Here is a 21,369-nt window from a genome sequence, read left to right on the forward strand (position 1 = left end):
TGGAAAAGGGGCGGACTGCGCTCGCCCGGGCCGGGGCGGGGCATCGGGTTTACATCCGATCTCGAGGCTTTAGGTTGTGCCGCTTAATTCATGCCAAACAGCGGAGCATTCATGACCACAGTAAAAACCGGAGACACGGTTCGCATTCACTATACGGGGACGCTGAACGACGGCAGCCGGTTCGACAGCTCCGAAGGGCGCGATCCGCTGGAATTCACCGTCGGCACCGGCCAGATCATTCCGGGGCTCGAAATCGCGATTCCCGGTATGAAAATCGGCGAGGCAAAGACCGTCGTGGTGGCCTGTGACGAGGCCTATGGGCCCGTCAATCCCGAGGCCCGCCAGTCGATCCCGCGCGAAGGCATTCCCGACGATATTCCGCTTGAAGTTGGCGCGCGCCTGCAGATGCAGACCCCCGAGGGGCAGGCGCTGCCGGTCACCGTGGTCGCGGTCGACGAGGCGACGGTGACGCTGGATGCCAACCACCCGCTGGCGGGGCAGGATCTGACCTTTGCCATCGAGTTGGTCGAGATCGTCTGATCCAGCACTCTGGCGGCATGGTCCTTTTCCGCGCCCTGTGGTTCTGTGCGCCTCTGGAACAAGGACCATTGCCATGCCGAGCAAGTTAGATGACCTGTTGGGTCGCCTCCGAGACCTTCAGGAGGCGATTCAGCTCGAAACCGAGGCCCGCCGTGCCGCGTTCCGTTATCGGGTAGAGCGCGGTCGGGTGATTTTTGACGCTGACATGCGACGGCGGCACCGGGACTTGCGCGAGAGCTGGCTGAGCTTTCTGTCGCGCACCCGGTTGCTGGTGGTGCTGAGCGCGCCGCTGATCTATGCGCTGATCGTGCCGCTGGTGCTGATGGATCTTTTCGTGAGCGTCTATCAGGCGGTCTGTTTTCCGGTCTATCGGATCGAAAAGGTGCGGCGTGCCGATTACATTGCCATCGACCGCTATCATCTGGCCTATCTGAACGGGCTGCAGAAGCTGAACTGTGTCTATTGCGGCTATGCCAACGGGTTGATCGCCTATGTGCGCGAGATTGCTGGCCGGACCGAGGCCCATTGGTGCCCGATCAAACATGCCCGCCGGGTCGAGACCCCGCACGAGGAATATGGCGGCTTTGTCGAGTTTGGTGACGGCGAGGCGTTCCGGCGGGATCTGGCGCAAAAACTCTCGGAGGAACAGGCGGACAAGGAAAGCTGAGGTCTCCGGCTTGATGTCGCATCGGGGCAGAAAAGGCAAAGGGCGCGCTCGGTGAGCGCGCCCTTTGCTTGTGGCCAGCCTTGGTTTGAACCAGACCCCTAAAGGTTCTCTTGCTGCGGCATGCCCAGCACATGAAAACCGCCATCGACGCGGATGATTTCGCCGGTGGTAAAGGCCCCCGCGTCAGAGGCGAGATAGACGGCGGTGCCGCCAACCGCCTCAAGCGTGGCGTTGGAGCCAAGCGGGGCGTTCTGGTCAGTGAACTTGTAGGTTTTGCGCGCGCCACCGATGGCGGCCCCGGCCAGTGTCTTCATTGGGCCGGGTGAAATCGCGTTCACACGAATGCCGTCGCGGCCCAGATCATTGGCTAGATAGCGGGTTGCCGATTCAAGCGCCGCCTTGGCCACGCCCATCACGTTGTAATTGGGCACAACCCGGGTCGAGCCCTGATAGGTCAGCGTCAGCAATGTGCCGCCATTCTCTTGCATCAGCGGATAGGCGCGGCGGGCAACCTCGATAAAGGAATAGGCGCTGATATCCATCGAGTTCTTGAAATTGGCCCGGCTGGTGTTGATGAACCGCCCGGTCAGCTCGGATTTGTCGGAAAAGGCAACGGCATGGACGACAAAGTCGATGGTCGGCCAACGCGCGGCCAGCGCGGCGAAAGCACTGTCCAGCGAGGCATCGTCGGTCACGTCGACATCGACCATGAAGTCCGAACCGACCGAGGCGGCGAGGGGCTGCAACCGCTTGCCGAAGGCCTCGCCCTGATAGGTGAAGGCCAGCTCGGCCCCGGCCTCGTGCATCGCCTTGGCGATACCCCACGCGATCGAGCGATCATTGGCAACGCCCATGATCAGCCCGCGTTTGCCCTTTAGGATGTTCGACATATTCTGACCTACCCGTGAAATTTCGACAGGATCATGGACCCGTTGGTGCCGCCAAAGCCAAAGCTGTTGGTCATGACACTGTCCAAGCCGGCGTCGGTCACCGTGTCCAGCGCGATTTCCGAAGGGTCGATCGCCGGATCCAGCGTTTCGACGTTGATCGATTTCGCGATGAAGTCATTTTCCAGCATCAGCAAGCAGAAAATGGTTTCCAGCGCACCGGCGGCCCCTTGGGCGTGGCCGGTCATCGATTTGGTCGAGCTGATCGGCGGGGTCGTGCCCCGACCGAAGACGCGGCGCACCGATTCTACCTCGCCGACATCGCCGACCGGGGTCGAGGTGCCATGCGCGTTGATATAGCTGATCTTGCGCCCTTCCGGCAGGGTTTCCAGCGCCAGCCGCATGGCCCGTTCGCCGCCCTCGCCAGAGGGGGCGACCATGTCATGCCCGTCCGAGGTGGCGGCAAAGCCGGTCACCTCGGCATAGATTTTCGCGCCGCGCGCCAGCGCATGATCCAGATCTTCCAGCACCACGATGCCGCCGCCGCCAGAGATCACGAACCCGTCGCGTTTCTCGTCAAAGGCGCGCGAGGCGGTATCGGGGCTGTCGTTGAACTTGGAAGACATCGCGCCCATGGCGTCGAACAGGCAGGACAGCGTCCAGTCCAGTTCTTCGCCGCCGCCCGCGAACATCACGTCCTGCTTGCCCATCATGATCTGTTCCGCCGCATTGCCGATGCAATGCAGCGAGGTCGAGCAAGCCGAGGTGATGGAATAGTTGATGCCCTTGATCTTGAACGCGGTGGCAAGGTTGGCGGAGATCGTCGAGGACATGCATTTCGGAACCGCAAACGGCCCGATGCGCTTGGTCGCGCCGGTTTTCAGAACGGTCTGATGCGCGTTGAACAGGGCGCTGGTGGACGGCCCGCCCGAGCCCGCGACAAGACCGGTACGCGGGTTGACGATGTCGCTTTCGTTCAGACCGGCGTCGGCGATCGCCTCGGACATGGCGATATGGGCATAGGCTGCCCCCGGTCCCATGAAGCGCAGCGTGCGCTTGTCCACATGCTGGGCAACATCCAGATTGATGATGCCGGCAACCTGGCTGCGAAAGCCATGCTCTGCCATTTCGGGGCTCGCGGCGATGCCGGAGCGACCGCTTTTCAGCGATTCCAGAACCTCTTTGGAATTGTTCCCGATTGAGGAAACGATACCCAATCCAGTGATGACGACACGACGCATCGGTGCTCTCCTCATAGCTCTGCGTGCTGTTGCACGCTCAGGCCCCTGCGGCAGACAGGCCGACCTTCATGTTCTTGACGGAATAAATCTGTTCACCATCCGCCTCAACCCGGCCATCCGCGACGCCCAGTTTCAGCTTGCGGTCGATGACGCGGGTGAAATCGACGTAATAGGTCAGCATCTTGCGCTCTGGCGTCACCATGCCGGTGAGCTTTACCTCACCAACGCCAAGCGCCATGCCCAGCCCCTGCATGCCGCGCCAGCCCAGGTTGAACCCGGTCAGTTGCCACAGCCCGTCCAGACCCAGACAGCCGGGCATGATCGGGTTGCCAGGGAAGTGGCAGGAAAAGAACCACAGGTCCGGGTGGATGTCGAATTCAGCCACCACATGGCCTTTGCCATTGGCGCCGCCATCGGCGCTGACCTCGGTGATGCGATCCATCATCAGCATCGGCGGTTCTGGCAGTTGTGCGTTGCCGGGGCCGAAAAGCTCCCCCCGGGCGCATTTCAGCAAGTCCTCTTTGTCAAAACTGCTGGGGTATTGGGCCATGCTGCCGCGTCTCCTGCTTGCCGCCTAGTTGCATCAGGGATTCTCTAGCACCGCGCCGAAGGGTCCTGCAAGTGCGCTGGGCATCGCAGGTACAACCTTCGGGGCCGGTTTCAGTCGCGATTGCGACTGAAATTCATTTGTATTTCTGCACCTTCACACCCTATATATAGCGTCACGATGAGGGGCAGGGCCGGAAAATGATGCCGGAAAAGACAACATATGCGACCGATTGGCTAGCGCAGGCCGGGCTGCGCCCGACGCGGCAACGGCTGGCTTTGGCAGAACTGTTGATCGGCGACGGGCAACATCGCCACGTCACCGCCGAAAGCCTGTTCGAATCCGCGATGAAAACCGGGGCGGCAGTATCGTTGGCCACGGTGTACAACACGCTGCGCGCCTTTTGCGAAGCCGGTGTGTTGAATGAAATCACCGTCGACGGCTCGAAAAGCTATTTCGATACCAACACGCATGATCACCCGCATTTCTACTGGGAAAACGACGGCTGCCTGTCCGATGCGCCGGCCGAGCAACTTGAAATCGCACGGCTGCCCGAGGCCCCCGAAGGGGCCGAGATCGCGGCGGTCGAGGTTGTGATCCGCCTGCGCCGCAAAGTCTGACCCCCCGGAGATCGCCCGCGTCTGGGCCTGTTCGCAACGTTTTTTCGAACTGAAAAACCAGCTCTCTGATCGCCTATATTTTTCGCAGCTTTGTTGAGGCCGTCAGCAGGGGCCCCATTCCCTCACCCGAGTCCGGCAGCGATCAAATCTCGTGCAACATCGGCGGGCTGTCACAGACCTGCATGGCGATATCGACCACATGGCGGTGATGCGTCAGATAGATCGCCTGACCCGTCCGGCCAATATCTTCCATGACACGGCAGGCGGCGCTGGTGCGGTCTTCGTCGAAGGTTTCGAAGATGTCGTCGCAGAAGAACGGCAGGCAGGTGCCTTGCTGGACAAGCTGTTCGTGGGCGGCGGCGCGCAGCGCAAGGTACAGTTGGAACCGCGTGCCTTTGGACATGTCCGCCGCGCGTTTCGTGGCACCGTCGGCGTCCATCGCCAGTAGAATTTCCTCGGCCCCATCGGGCTGCGTCGTCAGCTTCGGATAGGCGCCTTGGGTGAGCGTGGCAAAGCAGCGTTCGGTCGCGGTCATCATGCCGCTACGATGGCTGTCGCGATAGCGTCGGATCGCGTCAGAGGCCAGCCAGTGGCCCAAGGACAGCTCCAGATGTTCAACGGCGGCCTCTTCGATCTGAAGCTCGAGCGTGGTTTTGCGTTCGGTCAAGGTGGCGATATCGGCATCCCCCGTCACCTGCGCCAGCCCCTGCTCTGCGGTCACCCGCGCCTCGGTCGATTTGGTCAGATCCTGTTCGGCGCGGGCGAGATCGGATTTGATGGTCTCTGCCGTGGCCTCAAGCTCGGCGGTTGTCACGCTTTCCAACATCTCGCGGGCGGCTGTTCTGTTGGCCACGCCCAGTTCTGACAGGATCATGCGCTCCAGTTTGATGATCTCTGCCCGATCCGCGATCACCTGACGGGCCTGCCCGGTCGCGCTGCGCAGCGCGTCGATGCTGTCCACAGGTGTGCCCGCGGGGAAGACGGCAGCAATGGCCGCAACCTCTTGCGAGATGCGGGTCAGGGTTTCGTCAGTGGCGGTCAGCTTCGCTTGTGCAGTTGCAATGGCGTTGGTCAGCTCGGCGCGTTTTTCGCGGGCTTTCTTGGCGGCGTCGGACAGGTTGCGCAGGGCGGCAAAGGTTTCCGTGGCGGTGTCCTGCGGTGTCACGCCGTGGGTGTTCGCCAGCGCGATGACCTGATCGGAAAACTGCTGTTGATCGGCCTGCATGGTCGCGACACGCCGCGCGGCAGAGGCACGCTTTTCCTCCTGTTCGCGCAGGTCGCGCAGGGGGGCGAGCGAGGCCATCAGGGTCTGCGATGCGACCGCATCCCCCAGCAGGTCGCTGATCAAGCATTGCCACGCGTCTTTGGCTTGTGCCTCGGCTTGCAGGGCGGCCTGATATTTGATCTGTCGCTTGGCAAGGTCCTTGTCCGCTTGTTGCAATGCGTCCTGCGCTTTGCTTCTTTGCGCCGCCTTGTCGCGTTCCTGTTCTGCCAATTTGCGTGCGGTAAGGATGGCGCTTTCGACATCGGGATCTTCGAGCTGCAGCAGGGGCTTGAGGATGTCCAATAGCTTTTGCGCCCGATCCAGAACCGGCTGGTGGATCTCTTGCAGGGCCGTAAGGGTGTTTGACGCCTCGGTTGCCGTGGTGTGGCGTTTGACCCAGTCCAGCCATTCGGCCGGTGTGATCGGGGCGGCAAGGCCAACTTCGGAGGCGGCGGCATTCACCCTGTCCTCCAGCGTTGCCAGATCGTTGCGCAACCCGGTCAAAACGGCATCGGCCTGATCTGCGCGCACCTGCGCCTCGGCGCGCGCCTGCTCGATCTGGCGCAACTGGCCCAGATCGCGGGCGTGCGATACGCGGGATTTCATCGCCGCATCAAAGGCGTGCATGGCGCTGGCAAAGGGCTTTGCTGTTTCCGCGGTCAGGGCGGCCTCGTGCCGGAGCCAAAGCGCGTCCCGGTCTTGTTGCAAGGCTTCGGTCGTCGCATCCGCGACAAGGGTGCCGCTGGCGGTCAGCGCCTCGGCCTGTGCGATGCGCGCCGCCAAATCCGCCTGATGCTGCGCCTTTGCCTCCGCGACCGCGCTGATTTTCTGCACAAGGGCGGTATGCTGATCGGTCCAGTCCTGTGCCTTGATCGGGCTTGTGGGGCAGGGCGGCAGGCGGTCAAACGTGACGCCGCCCATGTCCAGCGCGCGCAGCAGCGCCTGGGCGTTTTGCGTGGCCGAGGCAAGGGCTTGCCGGGCAGAGGCCAGCGCAGGTGCCAAACGGTCGACATCGTGGCGCAACAGGATATCGTCGATCTGCGCAGGCGCGGTGCCGGTCGCAGCAAGGGCGTCGCAACCTTCCTGCGCGGCGCTCTGGCGCTCGGTCAACGCGGCGTGCTCTTGGGTTTCGGACGCCAAGCTGTCCGTCGCTTTGCGCAGATCATCGCGTGCGCTTTCGAGCCGCGAGATATCGGACGGGGATAGGACAAGAGATCGCGGATCGGTTTCGCGCGGCGCGCCAAGGTCGCGGGCGGCAAGGGCCATGGCCTCTTCGGCGGCGCGTTGCTGATCTTGTCGGCGCGCCAAATCCAAATCTGCCGACCGGTCCCGGATATGCAATTCCTCCAGCGCGTCCAACTGGTCTGATAGCGTCACCTGTTGCGGCTCCAGCGTGATATTCTCGCGCGCCTTTTTCAGGGTGGCGAGTTCGGCGCTCAAACGCTCCAGATCAGCGCGGGCTGTCGTTTCATCGGTGCGGAGCTGGACAAGACGCTCCGGATCGAAATCGAGGCGCGCCGGATATTGTGCAAAAGGCGCGATACGCGTGTCCAAAGCGTTCAGCTCAACCAGCAGCGGGATGGCCCGTTTCTGCGAGGCGATTTCGGCAGCCTGTTTTTGCAGGGCGTCCCGCATCGCGCGGGCCGCTTGCTCATCGGTCTGCGCCTCGGCCAGCGCCTTTCGCAGGGACCGCCAAGCGCTGGCCGAGATATCCCGCTCGCGGATGTCCTTTTCGACCGTGGCAAGGTCGCGTTTCAATTCTGCGATGCGGGTTTTGCTGGCCCGCTTTTTCCAGATCCCGTCTGCCTGTTCGCGCACCCCGTCCAGAACGGTGCTCAGATCTGCGACACCTGCCGCGGCGGAAAACAGCAACCGCCCGATATCGCCGCGCGCCTGTGCGATTTCCTCGCCGCCGCGTTCGATCGTGTCGTCATCCAGACAAAGAAGTTGGCGATAATCCTCTTCGCTCAGCCCCGCCAGATGGGCGGACAGCGCGGTTTCTGGCAGGGCGGTGCCATTCGCATCCACCAACGACCCGCTTCGTTTTGGCAGGCGCGAGAACTCTCGCAGCTCTCCGTCGATATCCAGCGTGGCCGAGACTTGCAGGTTGCTGCGTTGATGTTTGAACGCAAACCCGTCCCGCATCGGGAACCCGTAAAACAGCCGCAAGGCCGCTTCCATGGTCGTGGTCTTGCCCGCCTCGTTCGGGCCATAGATGATGTGAAAATCGGGCCTGTCGTTACGCGGCCCAAAGTCATACTGCCGGTCGGTGAAGTGACCGAACCGGTTGAGGGACAGGCGCTGTATCCGCATCAGCTTTCCGCCCCCTTCATCCGTGCCAGAACGCGATAGGCCCCCGATTGCGCCAACTCATGCGTCAGTGCCTCGGCGGCGGCCTCATCGGGGATGAGACGGGCGCGCAGGGCTGCTGGCAGGTCTTGCAACACGGTGTCGATCTTGGCGCGGGCGACGGCGTTGAAGCCGCTCTCGCTGGCGATGTCGAGCATTGTGCGCGACAGCTCATCCGTCGCGCTGACCGCGCCGGTGCGGGCCTCGGGTGCCGCCAGATCGAACACCAGCTTGTCGATCCAGAGCCTGCCCGCCATCTGTGCGAGATCGGCGATCGTTTCTTGCCAGACGTCTTGATCGCGCAGGATCTGCCAATAGCGTGGGGACTGGCCCGTAAGCGTCAGGCGCAGAACGGCCGTCTGGGCGGTGATCCCGGCGCACACGGCTTCCAGATGGGCCCGCAACAGGCTGCGCAGGGCATCGTCGCTGTCGGCCTCGGTCACGTCCAGCGCGGTCTGGGTAAAGTCCACGACCGAGGTGGGAACCTCCTCGACCGTGATCGTGCCATTTTCAATCGTCAGCAGGCTGGCGGATTTCGGCCCCGCCTCGCCGATATCACGGCCCTGTGGCATGCCGGGCATGACGATCCATGGCGATTCTGAATGGACCTGCCGCTTGTGGATGTGGCCAAGGGCCCAATAATCGAAGCCCATTCCGACAAGATCGGCAATATGACAGGGCGCATAGGTGTCATGGCCAGCCGCCCCGGCAAGCGAGGTGTGGAGCATGGCAATGTTCACCGCGCCCGCAACCGGTTCGGGAAAGCGCGGCAAGAGGCTTTCCGGGGCATGACGATCGGCAAAGCTGACCCCATGAATCCAGAGCTCCGCCGACAGTTGCACCTTGCCGCCGCGCGCATCGAACACGTGAACGTTGTCGGGCAAGTCAAGCGACCCTGTGATCGGGTTCTCAGCGTCGTGGTTGCCCTTGATATAGAACACCCGGATTTCCGCCGCGCGGAGTCGATCCAACTGCCCGGTCAGAAAGGCCGCCGTGCGGGCACTGCGTTGTTTGCCGTCAAACAGGTCGCCCGCGATCAGCAGGGCCGTTACCTGTTCCGACATGGCAAAGTCGATCAGACGGGAAAACGCGGCGCGTGTGGCGGCCTCCACCGTGGTGCGCAAATCCTCATTGCGCAGCGCAAGCGATCGCAACGGAGAATCGAGATGAATATCGGCGGTGTGCAAGAGGCGGATCAACGGCATACCTTTTTGAGCGAGAGTGGCGCGAATGCGCGCGGGTCTCAAGATGCGACTTGAAGGCTGAAAGTCTTGCAGGTTGAAATCCTGTCGTCCCCTAACATGAACATCTTGGCGATTGGAAAATTTCCCGCGGTCGAAACGCCAAGCCTCACATCAGAACCACTGACCCGGTTCCATCAGGCCAAGATCCATCAATTGGCGCGAATGCCACTCAAACGGGGTCGAATTGTGCCAGCGGAAACTCTCGATCTCAAAGGTCGATCCGGGATTCGACTTCAACGCCTTGGCGGTTCGAAACGAACAGATCGCGGCGGTCAGGTTGTGATGCCACGGGCAGGCATAGGTGTTGTATTCCTGATCCTCAAAGGTGTGATCCGGGCGAAGCCGTAACCCCGGCTTGCTGCGGAACAGCGCGATCCGGTCGATCTTGCGACTGGTGCGGGGGATATGTTCCTCATAGCGCCAGCGCAGCCCGCCATAGAAATCGAGCTGCCGTTCGCGCGGATGGCCGGTTTCCGGATCATTGCGCGCCAGCGCGTAATACCCCGACCGGTCCAGATGCGCGCGCTCCAGAGAAACCGCATCGGGACAGGCCGACAGATCGTCGGCGTAAAGGTCGATCACATAGGACAGCATGGCATCGCGCCGTTCCTCGGTATGAAAGGCCAGCATCTCGCCGACGCTGCGCGTTTCACAGAACGGGTAGAACAGGTATTCGGCGTTATACCCGTAATAGAGCCAGATCCCCGGCGCGGCGTCGATCACCGCGTTCACGGCCTCAAAGACACGTTCGGGCTGGCTGCAATCGAATCCGACCCGGTGCACCTGTTCGGCCAGATCGCCCGGTAGATCAAACGCCGGGGGCATCAGCGCGACCACCGCCGCGAAGCCGCATTGCAGGTGATGGCGCAGCGTCGTGCCCAGTTCGACCTCGTCCTCGACAAAGATCAGCGCCACCGGCCCTTTGGCCAGGGCTGTCTGTCCGGATTTGAGAAACTCTTGCAGTGATGTGTAGTGCATGACCCTGCCTGCCCGCCTTGCTGGCGTTTGGGGGCAAAGTCAGGTATTCGGGCTGGCATTGCAAGCCACCGGGCAAAGCCCTATGTCCGGCGCTCGTTGCCAAAGCCGGGAAAGCAGACCCTATGACCGTGCCCAAGAAGCTCTTTATCAAGACCTACGGCTGTCAGATGAACGTCTATGATAGCGAACGCATGGCTGAGGCGCTGGGCGGTCAGGGCTATGTCGAGACGACATCGCAGGACGATGCCGACATGATTCTCCTCAACACCTGCCATATCCGGGAAAAGGCCGCCGAAAAGGTCTATTCCGAACTGGGGCGGCTGCGCGGGCTGAAGGAGGCAAATCCGAACCTCAAGATCGGCGTCGCCGGCTGCGTCGCGCAGGCTGAGGGCGCTGAAATCATGCGCCGTCAGCCGCTGGTCGATCTGGTGGTCGGTCCGCAAAGCTATCATCGGCTGCCCGAGTTGGAAGCAAAGACGCGGTTGGGTGAAACGGCGCTCGATACCGATTTCCCCGAAGAGGACAAGTTCGAAAAGCTGGCGGCGCGTCCCAAGGCAAAACGCGGGCCGGCCGCCTTTCTGACCGTGCAGGAAGGCTGCGACAAGTTCTGCGCCTTTTGCGTGGTGCCCTATACCCGTGGGTCCGAGGTTTCGCGCCCGGTCGAGCGGATCCTGACCGAGGCCCGCGATCTGGTCGAACGCGGCGTGCGCGAGATCACTCTGTTGGGGCAGAACGTCAATGCCTATCACGGCGCTGGCTCCGATGGCGCGGACTGGTCGCTGGCACGGCTGATCTGGGCGTTGAACGATGTCGACGGGCTGGAGCGGATCCGCTTTACCACCAGTCACCCCAACGACATGTCCGATGACCTGATCGAGGCGCATGTGAGCTGCCCGAAACTGATGCCCTATCTGCATCTGCCGGTGCAATCGGGCAGCGACCGCATTCTGAAACGGATGAACCGGTCCCACACCGCCGAGCAATATCTGCGCCTGATCGAGCGGCTGCGCACGGCGCGACCCGATATGCATCTGTCAGGCGATTTCATCGTCGGCTTTCCCGAGGAAACCGAACAGGATTTTCAGGACACCTTGGCGTTGGTCGAGGCGGTGCAATATGGCTCGGCGTTTTCGTTCAAATACTCCACCCGCCCCGGAACCCCCGCCGCCGAGCGCGCCCAGGTGAGCGAGGCGGAAAAGGCGGATCGCCTGCTGCGCTTGCAGACGCTGCTGACCCACCAACAGCGGGCGTTGCAGAATGCCATGGTGGGCCGCGACGTCGGCGTGCTGTTTGAGCGGCCGGGGCGTCAGCCGGGCCAGATGGTCGGAAAATCCGACTATATGCATGCGGTTCATGTGCAGGGTGACAGCGTCGCCCCAGGCGATCTGCGTCGGGTCAGAATCGTCAGCTCCAGCACGAATTCACTGGCCGGGGAACTTCTCGACTAAGCCGCGTCCCCTGTGAACAATGCGCCCTGATTGCGATTGATATTTGCGGCTTTGGAAACGGTTATCCGGCCCTCTTGGCGCGTGTTGCCGAAAGTGCTGCAATGCATGGTGGATTTTGCTTCACAAATATCACTTAATTTCCTAACCTTAGCGCAATAACAGCGAAGCCCACCCCAATCGTTCAGAGGTGGCGCCATTTTCGGGGGATAAAAGGTGACTACATCAAAGGTGATTGATTTGAGGGTCCGGCGCGCAATAACCGCGCTGACCGCAGCGATTGCGCTTGCCATCGCATTCGCAACAATGGCGCAGGCTGGGACCAGAACGGTGATCGGCGAACGCTATGTCCCGACCATCTGGGTCGACCCGGATGGGTGCGAGCACTGGGTCATGGATGACGGCGCCGAGGGCTATATGTCTCCGCATGTGCGCCGCGACGGCACCCCGGTCTGCCGCCGGGGTAACCTGTGCGGTACGATGCCGGCGGACCAGTTCTTTGCCACCGACAAATATGCGATCAGCGCCGCCGGGCAGCAGCGCCTGCGCGACTTCTTCCGCACTACCGGGGCGCGCGGCTATATCATTACCGGCCACACCGACAGCCGCGCATCCGACGCCTATAACATGCGCCTGTCCCGCAACCGGGCCAATTCGGTGGCCCGCGTGGCCCGCAGTATTGGGTCCAACGTGGTGGATGTGCGCGGCTATGGCGAACGCAATCCGCGGGTGCCCAATACCAGCGCTGCCAACATGGCGCAGAACCGTCGCGTTGAAATCATCTGTGTGCAGTGAGGAAAAAGACCATGAAAATCGTCAAGGCCATCGCACTGCTCGCCGCGGTCGGCACGCTCGCCGCTTGTGAAGCAACCGACAAGACCCGCGACAACAACATCTTCGACACCAAGGATCTGAGCCAGCTCAAGGCCGGCATCTGGGTTGATCCCACCGGCTGCGATCACTGGATCATCGATGACGGGGTCGAAGGATACCTGTCGCAACGGATGGACCAATACGGCAAACCGGTCTGTTCCGGCGCGGCACCTCCGGGTGTGGCCACCGGGCCGTTCAAAAAAGGCAGCAAGGTCGTCGACGCGATCTGATCGAGTTGCGAGCATTCTTGCGGCCGTCCCATCCCGGGGCGGCCGTTTTTTGTTTCAAATAGGTGAAAAATGCGCCGTTTCGCTTGCGCGGTGCGGCCGATGTTGGCAGGCTTGTCCTACCGTTTGAGACAAGGAGAGCGGATTGGCCATTAGCGCCCTGACCCCACCGCAAGCCGAAAGCGCACCCCGCGAGGTGCCGCTCGAATTTTCTGACAATCGTCTGCTGATCGACCTGTGCGGCGAATTTGACCGCAATCTGGCCGAGATCGAGCGCAAGCTCTCGGTCCAGATCCTGCGCCGGGGTAACCAGCTTGCCATCATCGGCGAGGCGGCAGCACAGGCTCAGGCGGTCGAGGTGCTCACCGCCCTCTACCACCGGCTCGAGGCGGGCCGCGCTGTCGAATCCGGCGATATCGACCGCGAATTGCGCATGGGGCGCGTCGAGGACGACGCGCCGACCGGCGACCAGCTTGAGATGTTCAAGCGTGGCCCGATCGAGATCAAGACCCGCAAAAAGCTGGTCGAACCCCGCACCGAGGCGCAGAAAGCCTATGTGCAGGCGCTGTTCGAACATGAGCTGGCCTTTGGCATCGGTCCGGCCGGCACCGGCAAGACCTATCTCGCCGTGGCGGTCGGGGTCAGCATGTTCATCGGCGGCCATGTGGACAAGATCATCCTCAGTCGTCCGGCGGTGGAGGCGGGCGAAAAGCTTGGCTACCTGCCCGGTGACATGAAGGAAAAGGTCGATCCCTACATGCAGCCGCTCTATGACGCGCTGAGCGATTTTCTCCCGGGCAAGCAATTGGCCAAGCTGATGGAGGAAAAGCGGATCGAGATCGCGCCGCTGGCCTTCATGCGCGGGCGCACGCTTGCCAATGCCTATGTCGTGCTGGACGAGGCGCAGAACGCCACCACCATGCAGATGAAGATGTTCCTGACCCGGCTGGGCGAAGGCAGCCGCATGGTGATCACCGGCGACCGCACTCAGGTGGACCTGCCGCGTGGCATGCCCTCTGGTCTGGCCGATGCAGAGCGGCTGCTGACAACGGTGCCCAACATCAGCTTCAGCTATTTCACCTCCAAGGATGTGGTGCGTCACCCGCTGGTTGCCGCCATCATCGAGGCTTATGAGGCCGACGTCTGACACCAGATCCTGTTGCGCGCTTCTTCTTGGTGGAAATACTCCGGGGGTGAATTGGCCGTAGGCCAAGGAGGGGGCTGGCCCCCTCTCTCGACCTGCCCTATGACCCGCGCCATGACTGTTGATCTCTCCATAGAAGACCCCGCCTGGCAGGCGCTGGATCTGCACCGGCTGGCCAGTCGCGCCTGTGACGCGACGCTTGCACATCTGCGGCTGGACCCGGAAGCCTGCGAAATTGCGCTGCTGGCCTGCGATGATGCGCGTATCGCTGCGCTCAACGCCGATTTTCGCGGCAAACCACAGCCCACCAACGTGTTGAGCTGGCCCGCCGAGGATCTCGCCCCCGAGGTGGCTGGCGCCACGCCGGCCGGGCCGTCCCCGGATTTCAGCGGTGAAATCGCGTTGGGGGATATCGCCATTGCCTATGGCACGTGCCTGCGCGAGGCCGAAGAGCAGGGCAAGCCCTTGGCCGATCATGCCACCCATCTGATCGTGCACGGGCTGCTGCATCTTTTGGGCTATGACCACATCCGTGACCCGGATGCCACGGTGATGGAAGGGCTCGAGGTCGAAATACTTGGCAGTTTGGGACTCGATGACCCATATAGGGGATAAGTCGGGCCAGAGCGGCCCCTTTCGGATAGGATAAATGGGCGACGACACAGACGATAGTTCTAACGCGGCGCAGCGCGCGCAGCCTGAGAACACCAACACCGCGACCGAAGAAAAGACCGGATTCCTTGGTCGCATCATCGACGCATTCACCCCGGGCGAAGACACTGCGCCAGCCCCGGTCAACGGTTATTCGGCGGCGGCGCTACAGCCACGCGGCATGATCAACCTGCGCCGCTTGCGGGTCGAGGATGTGGCGATTCCCACCGCCGAGATCGTGGCCGTGCCCAGCACCATCGTGATGGATGAGCTTGTCGATGTCTTTCGCGAAAGCGGGATGACGCGAATCCCGGTCTATGATGGCACGCTTGATACGCCGCTGGGCTTTGTCCACCTCAAGGATCTGGCGCTGACGCACGGGTTCAACGGTGGTCAGGAGGCCGATTTCGATATCACCACGATGCTGCGGCCGCTGCTTTTTGTGCCGCCTTCGATGCCGATCGGGGTGCTGCTGACCAAGATGCAGACCGAGCGGCGCCACATGGCGCTGGTGATCGACGAATATGGCGGCGTTGACGGGCTTTTGACCATCGAGGACCTGATCGAACAGGTGGTGGGCGAGATCGAAGACGAGCATGACACCGACGGAGACCAGCTTTGGATCAAGGAAAAGCCGGGCGTCTATATCGCTCAGGCCCGCGCCCCGCTTGACGAGTTCGAGGCCGAACTCGGATGCTCCCTGACCAGCCATGAAGACGTGGACGAGGAAGAGATCGACACCTTGGGCGGTCTGGTTTTCATGCTCTCTGGCCGGGTTCCGACCCGGGGCGAGGTGGTGGTGCATCCCGATGGCGCCGAGTTCGAGGTGATCGACGCCGATCCGCGACGGATCAAGCGGCTGCGCGTGCACGTTCCGGATGCGATGGACTAGGGGCACGTGATGAGCGGTCTGGCGCATTGGCCCTTGTGGGGGCGCCTCGGGCTTGCGGCGCTCGCCGGGGCGGCCGGGGCGTTGGGGTTCGCGCCCTATGGGCTTTGGCCCGTCACCCTGATCGCTTTGGCCCTGCTGCCCGCGTTGCTGCTGGCCTGCGCGCGCCCGCGCGCGGCGGCGCTGACCGGCTGGGCCTTTGGCGTCGGCTGGTTCGCGCTCGCGCTGTCCTGGATCATTGACCCCTTTCTGGTCGACCCCGATCGCTACGCCTGGATGGCACCCTTTGCGCTGGTCTTCCTTGCGGGCGGTCTGGCGTTGTTCTGGGGCGCCGCGTTCTGGGGCGCGCATCGTTTCGCGCATTGTCCGGCGCAGGGGGCCGTCGGGCGTATCGTCGACTTGGTCATCGCCTTGTCGCTGGTCGAATTCGCCCGTGCCTATCTGTTGACCGGCTTTCCCTGGGCCGCGCTTGCCCAGATCTGGGTCGGTACGCCCGCGGATCAGCTTTTGGCCTGGATCGGGCCGCAGGGGCTGGCACTGGCGACGCTGGGGATCACGATGCTGCCCGGCTGGGCGCTGGCCCGGCGGGCGACACCCCGCGGCTGGGCGCTGGCCCTGCTGCCCGCGTTGGTCTTTGGCTTTGCCGCCTTTGCGCTTGGGGCCGGGCGGGGCGATCCGGTCGTAAGCACCGGTGCGACCGTCCGGCTGGTCCAGCCCAACGCGCCACAGCACCAGAAATGGGACCCGGCCTATATCCCGGTGTTTTTCAAGCGCCAGATCGACTTTACCGCTGCCGGGCCGCGCCCCGATCTGATCGTCTGGCCGGAAAGCGCGGTGCCGGTCCTGCTCGAAGATGCCGCCCCGACGCTGGCCCGTATCGCGCAGGCGGCAGGTGGGGCTGATGTGGTTCTTGGGATCCAGCGTTTCGAGGGCTGGCGCGTCTACAATTCGCTGATCCATCTTGACGGGGACGGGCAGGTGGCGGGGCTGTATGACAAGCACCATCTGGTTCCCTTTGGCGAATATGTGCCGTTTGGCGATCTGGCGGCGCGGGTGGGGATCACTGGCTTTGCCGCGCGCGAGGGGCAGGGCTATAGCGCCGGGCCGGGTCCGCGTCTTCTGGATCTGGGGGCGCTCGGTCCGGCCCTGCCGCTGATCTGCTACGAGGCGGTCTTTCCGCAGGATGTGAACGCTGCACCCGAACGTCCACGGCTGTTGTTGCAGATCACCAATGACGCTTGGTTCGGCACCCGCACCGGCCCGTATCAGCATCTGGCGCAGGCTCGCATGCGTGCGATCGAACAGGGGGTGCCGATGGTGCGCGCGGCCAATACCGGAATCTCGGCGCTGATCGGGCCGCGTGGCGCGGTGATCCGCAGCATTCCTTTGGGTCAGGCGGGCTATGTCGATGCGGAGCTGCCGGCCCCGCTGGCGCCTACAATCTATGCGCGGACTGGCGACTGGCCTGTGTTTCTGCTGCTACTTTTTGGCTGGTTCGCGTTTAAGGTGGTGCAATGGCGCCGTGGATCGCCTAGATAGCGATTGACTGGCCCGTGCGTTCCGCGCGGAACCGGATTGGCACTGTCACAACGGCTTCCTGACGTGACAGGCAAACCACCAATGGAGCACTTTAATGTCCCGCAAGAACTTTACTTTCACCTCCGAGTCCGTCTCGGAGGGCCACCCCGATAAGGTCTGTGACCGGATTTCGGATGCCGTTCTCGACGCCTTTCTGGCCGAGGAGCCCGAGGCGCGTGTCGCCTGCGAGACCTTCGCGACCACCGGCATGGTCGTGATCGGCGGCGAGGTCGGTCTTTCGGACCAGGAGCGGTTGAAAAACTACATGGGCCGGATCGGTCAGATCGCCCGCGACTGCATCCGGGATATCGGATACGAGCAGGAAAAGTTCCATTGGAACACCTGTCATGTGCTGAACTTCCTGCATGAACAGTCGGCGCATATCGCCCAAGGCGTGAACGCCGCCGACAACAAGGACGAAGGTGCCGGCGACCAGGGGATCATGTTTGGCTATGCCACCGATGAGACCGACGCGTTGATGCCGGCCCCGATCCAGTATTCGCACGCGATCCTGCGGCGTCTGGCCGAGGCGCGCAAATCCGGGGCCGAACCCACCTTGCGCCCCGACGCCAAAAGCCAGCTGTCGGTGCTTTACGAGGATGGCAAACCGGTGCGCGTCAACTCTATCGTGCTGTCGACCCAGCACGAAAGCGAGGATCAGACCAGCGACGACATCCGCGCCATTGTCGAACCCTATATCCGCGAAGTGCTGCCCGAAGGCTGGATTACGCCGGAAACCGAATGGTGGGTGAACCCCACCGGCACCTTCGTGATCGGGGGCCCGGACGGCGACGCCGGCCTTACCGGGCGCAAGATCATCGTCGACACCTATGGCGGTGCGGCGCCGCACGGCGGCGGGGCGTTCTCGGGTAAGGATCCGACCAAGGTTGACCGTTCGGCGGCCTATGCGGCGCGCTATCTGGCCAAGAACGTGGTCGCGGCCGGACTGGCAAAGAAATGCACGCTGCAACTGTCCTATGCGATCGGGGTGAGCAAGCCGCTGTCGATCTACGTCGACACACACGGCACCGGTGTTCTTCCCGACGAGGAGATCGAAAAGGCCATTGATGGCGTGATGGATCTGACCCCGCGCGGCATCCGCGAGCATCTGCAACTGAACAAGCCGATCTATCAGCGCACGGCGGCCTATGGCCATTTCGGTCGCGAGCCGGACGCCGATGGCGGGTTCAGCTGGGAAAAGACCGATCTGGTCGAGGTGCTGAAAAAGGCGGTCTAAGACAGGCCGCTGACTGCGCTTTCACACCCCTGTCCGGGAAACCGGGCGGGGGTTTCTTTTTGGCCGTGGGGATTTAGCTGTGTTGGGAAGGGATGGCAGAAGACCGCGCGGCGATCCCGCTTCTTTTTCTGGCCTTCATTACTCCCGCCGGAGGCACGCCGCGCCAGCGGCGTTTGCGCCCCGCCTCTTCCCTTGTCGGATCTGTCCCGCTACTCGGTCTAGCCTGCCTGCTGGTGTGCTCGCCGGCGCGGGAACGCGGGCCTAGCTGCGGGGCGCGGTCTCCGCTGCCAGTGGCTCCCGCCCCGCCGCCCTGTCGCTGGCGTTGGTGACCGCATCAAGGCGCGATTCGAACGCCTGTCGCAGCGACTCGAAATCGGCATCGCTGACCTTGCGCGGCACGCTGCTGGTCCATTCCTCGCACAGGAATACCCCGCGCGAGAACGGGGCGGGCAGCCACATCCTGTCCCAGCTGGGAAATTCCACCACCCGGTTGGCCGAGAACGAGACCGCGAACACCCGCTTGCCTGAACTGCGCGCCCAGATCAGCGGCACGGTGGAGCTGACCCGTGCCGGCCCCCGTGGCCCGTCCGCCGCGATGCCGACCGAGATCCCTTGGCGTATCCGCCGCAGCACCTCGCGCGACAACGCCACATGCCGCTTGTGGCTGGACATCGAGATGTTCTCCCAGCCGAACCGGCCCAGCAGCACCCCGACCATGCGCCCGGCCCGCGCGGCCGAGGTCAGGGAACAGATCGATCCGCCAGAGAGGTTGAACATATAGGGGGCCATCATCAGCCGTTGGTGCCAGACGACAAAAATCACCGGCTCGCCAGCCTGCACCGCCGCGTCCATGTCCTCGAACCCCTCCCGCCGCCAACGAGACGTGGCATAGGCAAACCGGATATAGCCCGCGAACAGCGCGCTGACAAAGCGGGCGAACCCGGTGCTGTTCATTAGTCGTTTGCGCAGGCTCATGCGCCGCCCCCCTGTGCCGGTCTTTTCTCATAAAGGACCACGCCCCCGGGGGGCAATGCCTTCGGGTCCGCATTCGGGCAAGATTCCCTCTTGTGTCCAGCTGTCCTCTGCCATAAATCAGGGCCCGGCCTTAGGGGTATAGCTCAGCTGGTAGAGCGACGGTCTCCAAAACCGTAGGTCGAGGGTTCGAACCCTTCTGCCCCTGCCAATTTCCACAAATTTCCCGCCAACCGACGCGCGGTCGTGAGTCGCGGCGCGCTGGTCGATACCGATTGGGTCGGTTGGTTCCGGTTGGTGTGGCTGTCCTGATTCACCCGGTGGCGGGGATCTTTATCCCGGGGGCCGGGGCAGGGGGATGTCACGGCCTGTGTACAGAACGGCCCCGAAACTCCCCAAATCGCTGCGGCACCGCAAAGATGCAGGCAGGCGGGGTGTACGATCCGGCCCGCGAATTCCCCAATCCGCGACTTGAATTCTGCGCTCCACCCGGATATGTGCCCCTTTAATTCAGACAGGATTTCCGCCTATGGCCACCACCAATCCGATCCAGTTCATCCAGCAGGTCCGCTCCGAGATCGCCAAGGTCGCTTGGCCGACGCGGCGCGAAGTGCTCCTGACCACGGTGATGGTGTTCATCATGGCCGCGCTGACCGCGACCTTCTTTGCGATGGTCGACCTGTTGATCCGCGCGGGTCTGCAAAGTATTCTGACGGCCTTTGGCTGATCGTCTTTGGCGGGATTGGGGCCGGGACGAAAGTGGCTCCGACCCCTTGATCATTGCGGCCCTTGGCTGTAACTGAGCCCCTACCTTTGGGGTGTGGCGTGCGGCGATTCGAGTTGCGCGCCGATTTTTATTCCGGGGCGGCGGTTCAACTGCCTGAAACTCTTACAAAAATCGGTGCCCGAAAGTCGGTTGCGCCGGATCAGGACAAGGACATCAGGGCTCATGGCGAAGCGATGGTACTCGGTCAGCGTTCTTTCCAATTTCGAGAAGAAGATCGCGGAACAGATCAGAATCGCTGCGGCCGAGAGCGGGCTTGAGGACGAGATCGACGAAGTGTTGGTGCCCACCGAAGAGGTGATCGAAGTGCGCCGGGGCAAGAAGGTCACGACCGAGCGGCGGTTCATGCCCGGTTACGTGCTGGTGCATATGGAGATGTCCGATCGCGGCTATCACCTGATCAACACGATCAACCGCGTTACCGGCTTCCTCGGCCCGCAGGGTCGTCCGATGCCGATGCGGGACGCCGAGGTCAATCAGATCCTCAACCGCGTTCAGGAGGGTGAGGACGCCCCCCGTACGCTGATCCATTTCGAGATCGGCGAGCGCGTCAAGGTCAACGAAGGCCCGTTCGAGGACTTCGATGGCATGATCGAAGAAGTAGACGACGACAACCAGCGCCTGAAGGTGTCTGTGTCGATCTTTGGCCGGGAAACCCCGGTCGAACTGGAATTCATGCAGGTCACCAAACAGACCTGATATGATGTGAGCGTGGGAGGGTGTCGGCGACGCGTCGCCGGGGCCCGGACCACACAACAAAAACCCGAGGAACGCGTTCCGAGGGTGTTGGAAAGGAGAAAGGCCAATGGCCAAGAAACTCGCCGGGACCATGAAGCTTCAGGTTGCCGCCGGCAAAGCGAATCCCTCCCCGCCGGTCGGTCCGGCGCTGGGTCAGCGCGGCATCAATATCATGGAATTCTGCAAGGCGTTCAACGCCAAGACTGCGGATATGGAGCCCGGTGCGCCGTGCCCGACCGTGATCACGTATTATCAGGACAAGTCCTTTACGATGGACATCAAGACGCCGCCGGCGTCGTACTACCTTCGTAAAGCGGCCAAAGTGGAATCGGGCGCGACCAACCCGGGCCGCGACACCGTCGGATCGGTGAGCATCGCACAGGTTCGCGAGATTGCTGAAGCCAAGATGAAAGATCTTAGCGCCAACGATATCGAAGCGGCTATGCACATCATTCTGGGCAGCGCCCGCTCCATGGGCATCGAGGTTAAGTAAT

Annotated in this window: 21 protein-coding genes, 1 tRNA gene and 1 riboswitch; of the genes, 15 read left to right on the top strand and 7 right to left on the bottom strand. The window is 62.6% G+C overall.

Translation table 11 applies throughout. From position 1 onward, the window contains the following. Positions 1-111: 111 nt before the first annotated feature. Positions 112-540, top strand: coding sequence for an FKBP-type peptidyl-prolyl cis-trans isomerase (locus E1B25_RS08830; protein WP_132828471.1), 429 nt, complete (start codon positions 112-114; stop codon positions 538-540). 73 nt (positions 541-613) lie between these two features. Beyond that, on the top strand, positions 614-1,207 hold the full coding sequence (locus E1B25_RS08835) for a hypothetical protein (RefSeq protein ID WP_132828473.1): 594 nt from the start codon (positions 614-616) through the stop codon (positions 1,205-1,207). Positions 1,208-1,305: 98 nt separating this feature from the next. Here the strand turns inward: E1B25_RS08835 and E1B25_RS08840 are convergent, their stop codons facing one another. The 3 genes from E1B25_RS08840 to fabA are packed head-to-tail and all read right to left on the bottom strand — an operon-like array spanning position 1,306 to position 3,885. Next, a complete protein-coding gene (locus E1B25_RS08840) occupies positions 1,306-2,097 on the bottom strand; it encodes an enoyl-ACP reductase FabI (RefSeq protein WP_132828474.1) in 792 nt (263 codons plus the stop codon). An 8-nt stretch (positions 2,098-2,105) separates the two neighbouring features. Continuing rightward, a complete protein-coding gene (gene fabB, locus E1B25_RS08845; protein WP_132828476.1) occupies positions 2,106-3,335 on the bottom strand; it encodes a beta-ketoacyl-ACP synthase I in 1,230 nt (409 codons plus the stop codon). Between the two features lie 37 nt (positions 3,336-3,372). Beyond that, on the bottom strand, positions 3,373-3,885 hold the full coding sequence (fabA, locus tag E1B25_RS08850; protein ID WP_132828478.1) for a bifunctional 3-hydroxydecanoyl-ACP dehydratase/trans-2-decenoyl-ACP isomerase: 513 nt from the start codon (positions 3,883-3,885) through the stop codon (positions 3,373-3,375). A gap of 200 nt (positions 3,886-4,085) precedes the next feature. On the opposite strand from fabA, the gene irrA reads away from it, so the two are divergent. Next, positions 4,086-4,502: an iron response transcriptional regulator IrrA gene (gene irrA, locus E1B25_RS08855; RefSeq protein WP_280960243.1), complete on the top strand. Its 417-nt coding sequence runs from the start codon at positions 4,086-4,088 to the stop codon at positions 4,500-4,502. Between the two features lie 142 nt (positions 4,503-4,644). Here the strand turns inward: irrA and E1B25_RS08860 are convergent, their stop codons facing one another. The 3 genes from E1B25_RS08860 to E1B25_RS08870 all read right to left on the bottom strand — a co-directional run bounded on the left by E1B25_RS08860 (position 4,645) and on the right by E1B25_RS08870 (position 10,337). After that, complete coding sequence (locus E1B25_RS08860; protein WP_132828482.1) at positions 4,645-8,079, bottom strand: ATP-binding protein; 3,435 nt, start codon at positions 8,077-8,079, stop codon at positions 4,645-4,647. Beyond that, a complete protein-coding gene (locus E1B25_RS08865; RefSeq protein WP_165937585.1) occupies positions 8,079-9,320 on the bottom strand; it encodes a metallophosphoesterase family protein in 1,242 nt (413 codons plus the stop codon). The genes E1B25_RS08860 and E1B25_RS08865 overlap by 1 nt, the downstream gene beginning before the upstream one ends. A gap of 150 nt (positions 9,321-9,470) precedes the next feature. Further along, complete coding sequence (locus tag E1B25_RS08870) at positions 9,471-10,337, bottom strand: hypothetical protein (protein ID WP_132828486.1); 867 nt, start codon at positions 10,335-10,337, stop codon at positions 9,471-9,473. 122 nt (positions 10,338-10,459) lie between these two features. Between E1B25_RS08870 and miaB the strand changes: the two genes are divergently transcribed. The 8 genes from miaB (at position 10,460) to metK (ending at position 18,381) form a co-directional block, all read left to right on the top strand. Then, positions 10,460-11,785: a tRNA (N6-isopentenyl adenosine(37)-C2)-methylthiotransferase MiaB gene (gene miaB, locus E1B25_RS08875; RefSeq protein WP_132828487.1), complete on the top strand. Its 1,326-nt coding sequence runs from the start codon at positions 10,460-10,462 to the stop codon at positions 11,783-11,785. 303 nt (positions 11,786-12,088) lie between these two features. Further along, positions 12,089-12,577, top strand: a complete 489-nt coding sequence (locus E1B25_RS08885) for an OmpA family protein (protein WP_132828490.1) — start codon at positions 12,089-12,091, stop codon at positions 12,575-12,577. A gap of 11 nt (positions 12,578-12,588) precedes the next feature. Further along, positions 12,589-12,885, top strand: a complete 297-nt coding sequence (locus E1B25_RS08890; RefSeq protein WP_132828491.1) for a hypothetical protein — start codon at positions 12,589-12,591, stop codon at positions 12,883-12,885. A gap of 142 nt (positions 12,886-13,027) precedes the next feature. After that, a complete protein-coding gene (locus tag E1B25_RS08895; protein WP_132828493.1) occupies positions 13,028-14,029 on the top strand; it encodes a PhoH family protein in 1,002 nt (333 codons plus the stop codon). Positions 14,030-14,140: 111 nt separating this feature from the next. Next, positions 14,141-14,641 carry an rRNA maturation RNase YbeY gene (gene ybeY, locus E1B25_RS08900; protein WP_132828494.1) on the top strand — a complete coding sequence of 167 codons (501 nt, stop codon included), beginning with the start codon at positions 14,141-14,143 and terminating at the stop codon, positions 14,639-14,641. Between the two features lie 34 nt (positions 14,642-14,675). Then, positions 14,676-15,569: a hemolysin family protein gene (locus E1B25_RS08905; protein ID WP_132828496.1), complete on the top strand. Its 894-nt coding sequence runs from the start codon at positions 14,676-14,678 to the stop codon at positions 15,567-15,569. A gap of 9 nt (positions 15,570-15,578) precedes the next feature. After that, the gene (lnt, locus tag E1B25_RS08910) at positions 15,579-17,105 is read left to right on the top strand and encodes an apolipoprotein N-acyltransferase (protein WP_132828497.1); all 1,527 of its coding nucleotides are present in this window, start codon (positions 15,579-15,581) and stop codon (positions 17,103-17,105) included. A gap of 39 nt (positions 17,106-17,144) precedes the next feature. Beyond that, positions 17,145-17,194, top strand: a riboswitch (SAM-SAH riboswitch). Between the two features lie 5 nt (positions 17,195-17,199). Next, positions 17,200-18,381: a methionine adenosyltransferase gene (gene metK, locus E1B25_RS08915; RefSeq protein WP_132828499.1), complete on the top strand. Its 1,182-nt coding sequence runs from the start codon at positions 17,200-17,202 to the stop codon at positions 18,379-18,381. A gap of 261 nt (positions 18,382-18,642) precedes the next feature. On the opposite strand, the gene E1B25_RS08920 is transcribed toward metK, so the two are convergent. Then, positions 18,643-19,356 carry a lysophospholipid acyltransferase family protein gene (locus E1B25_RS08920; RefSeq protein ID WP_132828501.1) on the bottom strand — a complete coding sequence of 238 codons (714 nt, stop codon included), beginning with the start codon at positions 19,354-19,356 and terminating at the stop codon, positions 18,643-18,645. 132 nt (positions 19,357-19,488) lie between these two features. Here E1B25_RS08920 and E1B25_RS08925 point away from each other — a divergent pair. The 4 genes from E1B25_RS08925 to rplK all read left to right on the top strand — a co-directional run bounded on the left by E1B25_RS08925 (position 19,489) and on the right by rplK (position 21,368). Further along, positions 19,489-19,564, top strand: a tRNA-Trp gene (locus E1B25_RS08925). Positions 19,565-19,882: 318 nt separating this feature from the next. After that, positions 19,883-20,080, top strand: coding sequence for a preprotein translocase subunit SecE (gene secE, locus E1B25_RS08930; RefSeq protein WP_132828502.1), 198 nt, complete (start codon positions 19,883-19,885; stop codon positions 20,078-20,080). A 222-nt stretch (positions 20,081-20,302) separates the two neighbouring features. Further along, a complete protein-coding gene (gene nusG, locus E1B25_RS08935) occupies positions 20,303-20,836 on the top strand; it encodes a transcription termination/antitermination protein NusG (protein WP_132828503.1) in 534 nt (177 codons plus the stop codon). 106 nt (positions 20,837-20,942) lie between these two features. After that, complete coding sequence (gene rplK, locus E1B25_RS08940; protein WP_132828505.1) at positions 20,943-21,368, top strand: 50S ribosomal protein L11; 426 nt, start codon at positions 20,943-20,945, stop codon at positions 21,366-21,368. The last annotated feature ends 1 nt before the right edge of the window (position 21,369 follow it).

Origin of the sequence: Antarcticimicrobium sediminis, assembly GCF_004348975.1 — a bacterium.
Classification (GTDB): Bacteria; Pseudomonadota; Alphaproteobacteria; order Rhodobacterales; family Rhodobacteraceae; genus Antarcticimicrobium; species Antarcticimicrobium sediminis.

Coding starts and splice junctions, on each gene's coding strand:
- E1B25_RS08830 (WP_132828471.1), top strand. CDS start 112: ATGACCACAGTAAAAACCGGAGACACGGTTCGCATTCACTATACGGGG.
- E1B25_RS08835 (WP_132828473.1), top strand. CDS start 614: ATGCCGAGCAAGTTAGATGACCTGTTGGGTCGCCTCCGAGACCTTCAG.
- E1B25_RS08840 (WP_132828474.1), bottom strand. CDS start 2,097: ATGTCGAACATCCTAAAGGGCAAACGCGGGCTGATCATGGGCGTTGCC.
- fabB (WP_132828476.1), bottom strand. CDS start 3,335: ATGCGTCGTGTCGTCATCACTGGATTGGGTATCGTTTCCTCAATCGGG.
- fabA (WP_132828478.1), bottom strand. CDS start 3,885: ATGGCCCAATACCCCAGCAGTTTTGACAAAGAGGACTTGCTGAAATGC.
- irrA (WP_280960243.1), top strand. CDS start 4,086: ATGCCGGAAAAGACAACATATGCGACCGATTGGCTAGCGCAGGCCGGG.
- E1B25_RS08860 (WP_132828482.1), bottom strand. CDS start 8,079: ATGCGGATACAGCGCCTGTCCCTCAACCGGTTCGGTCACTTCACCGAC.
- E1B25_RS08865 (WP_165937585.1), bottom strand. CDS start 9,320: ATGCCGTTGATCCGCCTCTTGCACACCGCCGATATTCATCTCGATTCT.
- E1B25_RS08870 (WP_132828486.1), bottom strand. CDS start 10,337: ATGCACTACACATCACTGCAAGAGTTTCTCAAATCCGGACAGACAGCC.
- miaB (WP_132828487.1), top strand. CDS start 10,460: ATGACCGTGCCCAAGAAGCTCTTTATCAAGACCTACGGCTGTCAGATG.
- E1B25_RS08885 (WP_132828490.1), top strand. CDS start 12,089: ATGGCGCAGGCTGGGACCAGAACGGTGATCGGCGAACGCTATGTCCCG.
- E1B25_RS08890 (WP_132828491.1), top strand. CDS start 12,589: ATGAAAATCGTCAAGGCCATCGCACTGCTCGCCGCGGTCGGCACGCTC.
- ybeY (WP_132828494.1), top strand. CDS start 14,141: ATGACTGTTGATCTCTCCATAGAAGACCCCGCCTGGCAGGCGCTGGAT.
- E1B25_RS08905 (WP_132828496.1), top strand. CDS start 14,676: ATGGGCGACGACACAGACGATAGTTCTAACGCGGCGCAGCGCGCGCAG.
- lnt (WP_132828497.1), top strand. CDS start 15,579: ATGAGCGGTCTGGCGCATTGGCCCTTGTGGGGGCGCCTCGGGCTTGCG.
- metK (WP_132828499.1), top strand. CDS start 17,200: ATGTCCCGCAAGAACTTTACTTTCACCTCCGAGTCCGTCTCGGAGGGC.
- E1B25_RS08920 (WP_132828501.1), bottom strand. CDS start 19,356: ATGAGCCTGCGCAAACGACTAATGAACAGCACCGGGTTCGCCCGCTTT.
- secE (WP_132828502.1), top strand. CDS start 19,883: ATGGCCACCACCAATCCGATCCAGTTCATCCAGCAGGTCCGCTCCGAG.
- nusG (WP_132828503.1), top strand. CDS start 20,303: ATGGCGAAGCGATGGTACTCGGTCAGCGTTCTTTCCAATTTCGAGAAG.
- rplK (WP_132828505.1), top strand. CDS start 20,943: ATGGCCAAGAAACTCGCCGGGACCATGAAGCTTCAGGTTGCCGCCGGC.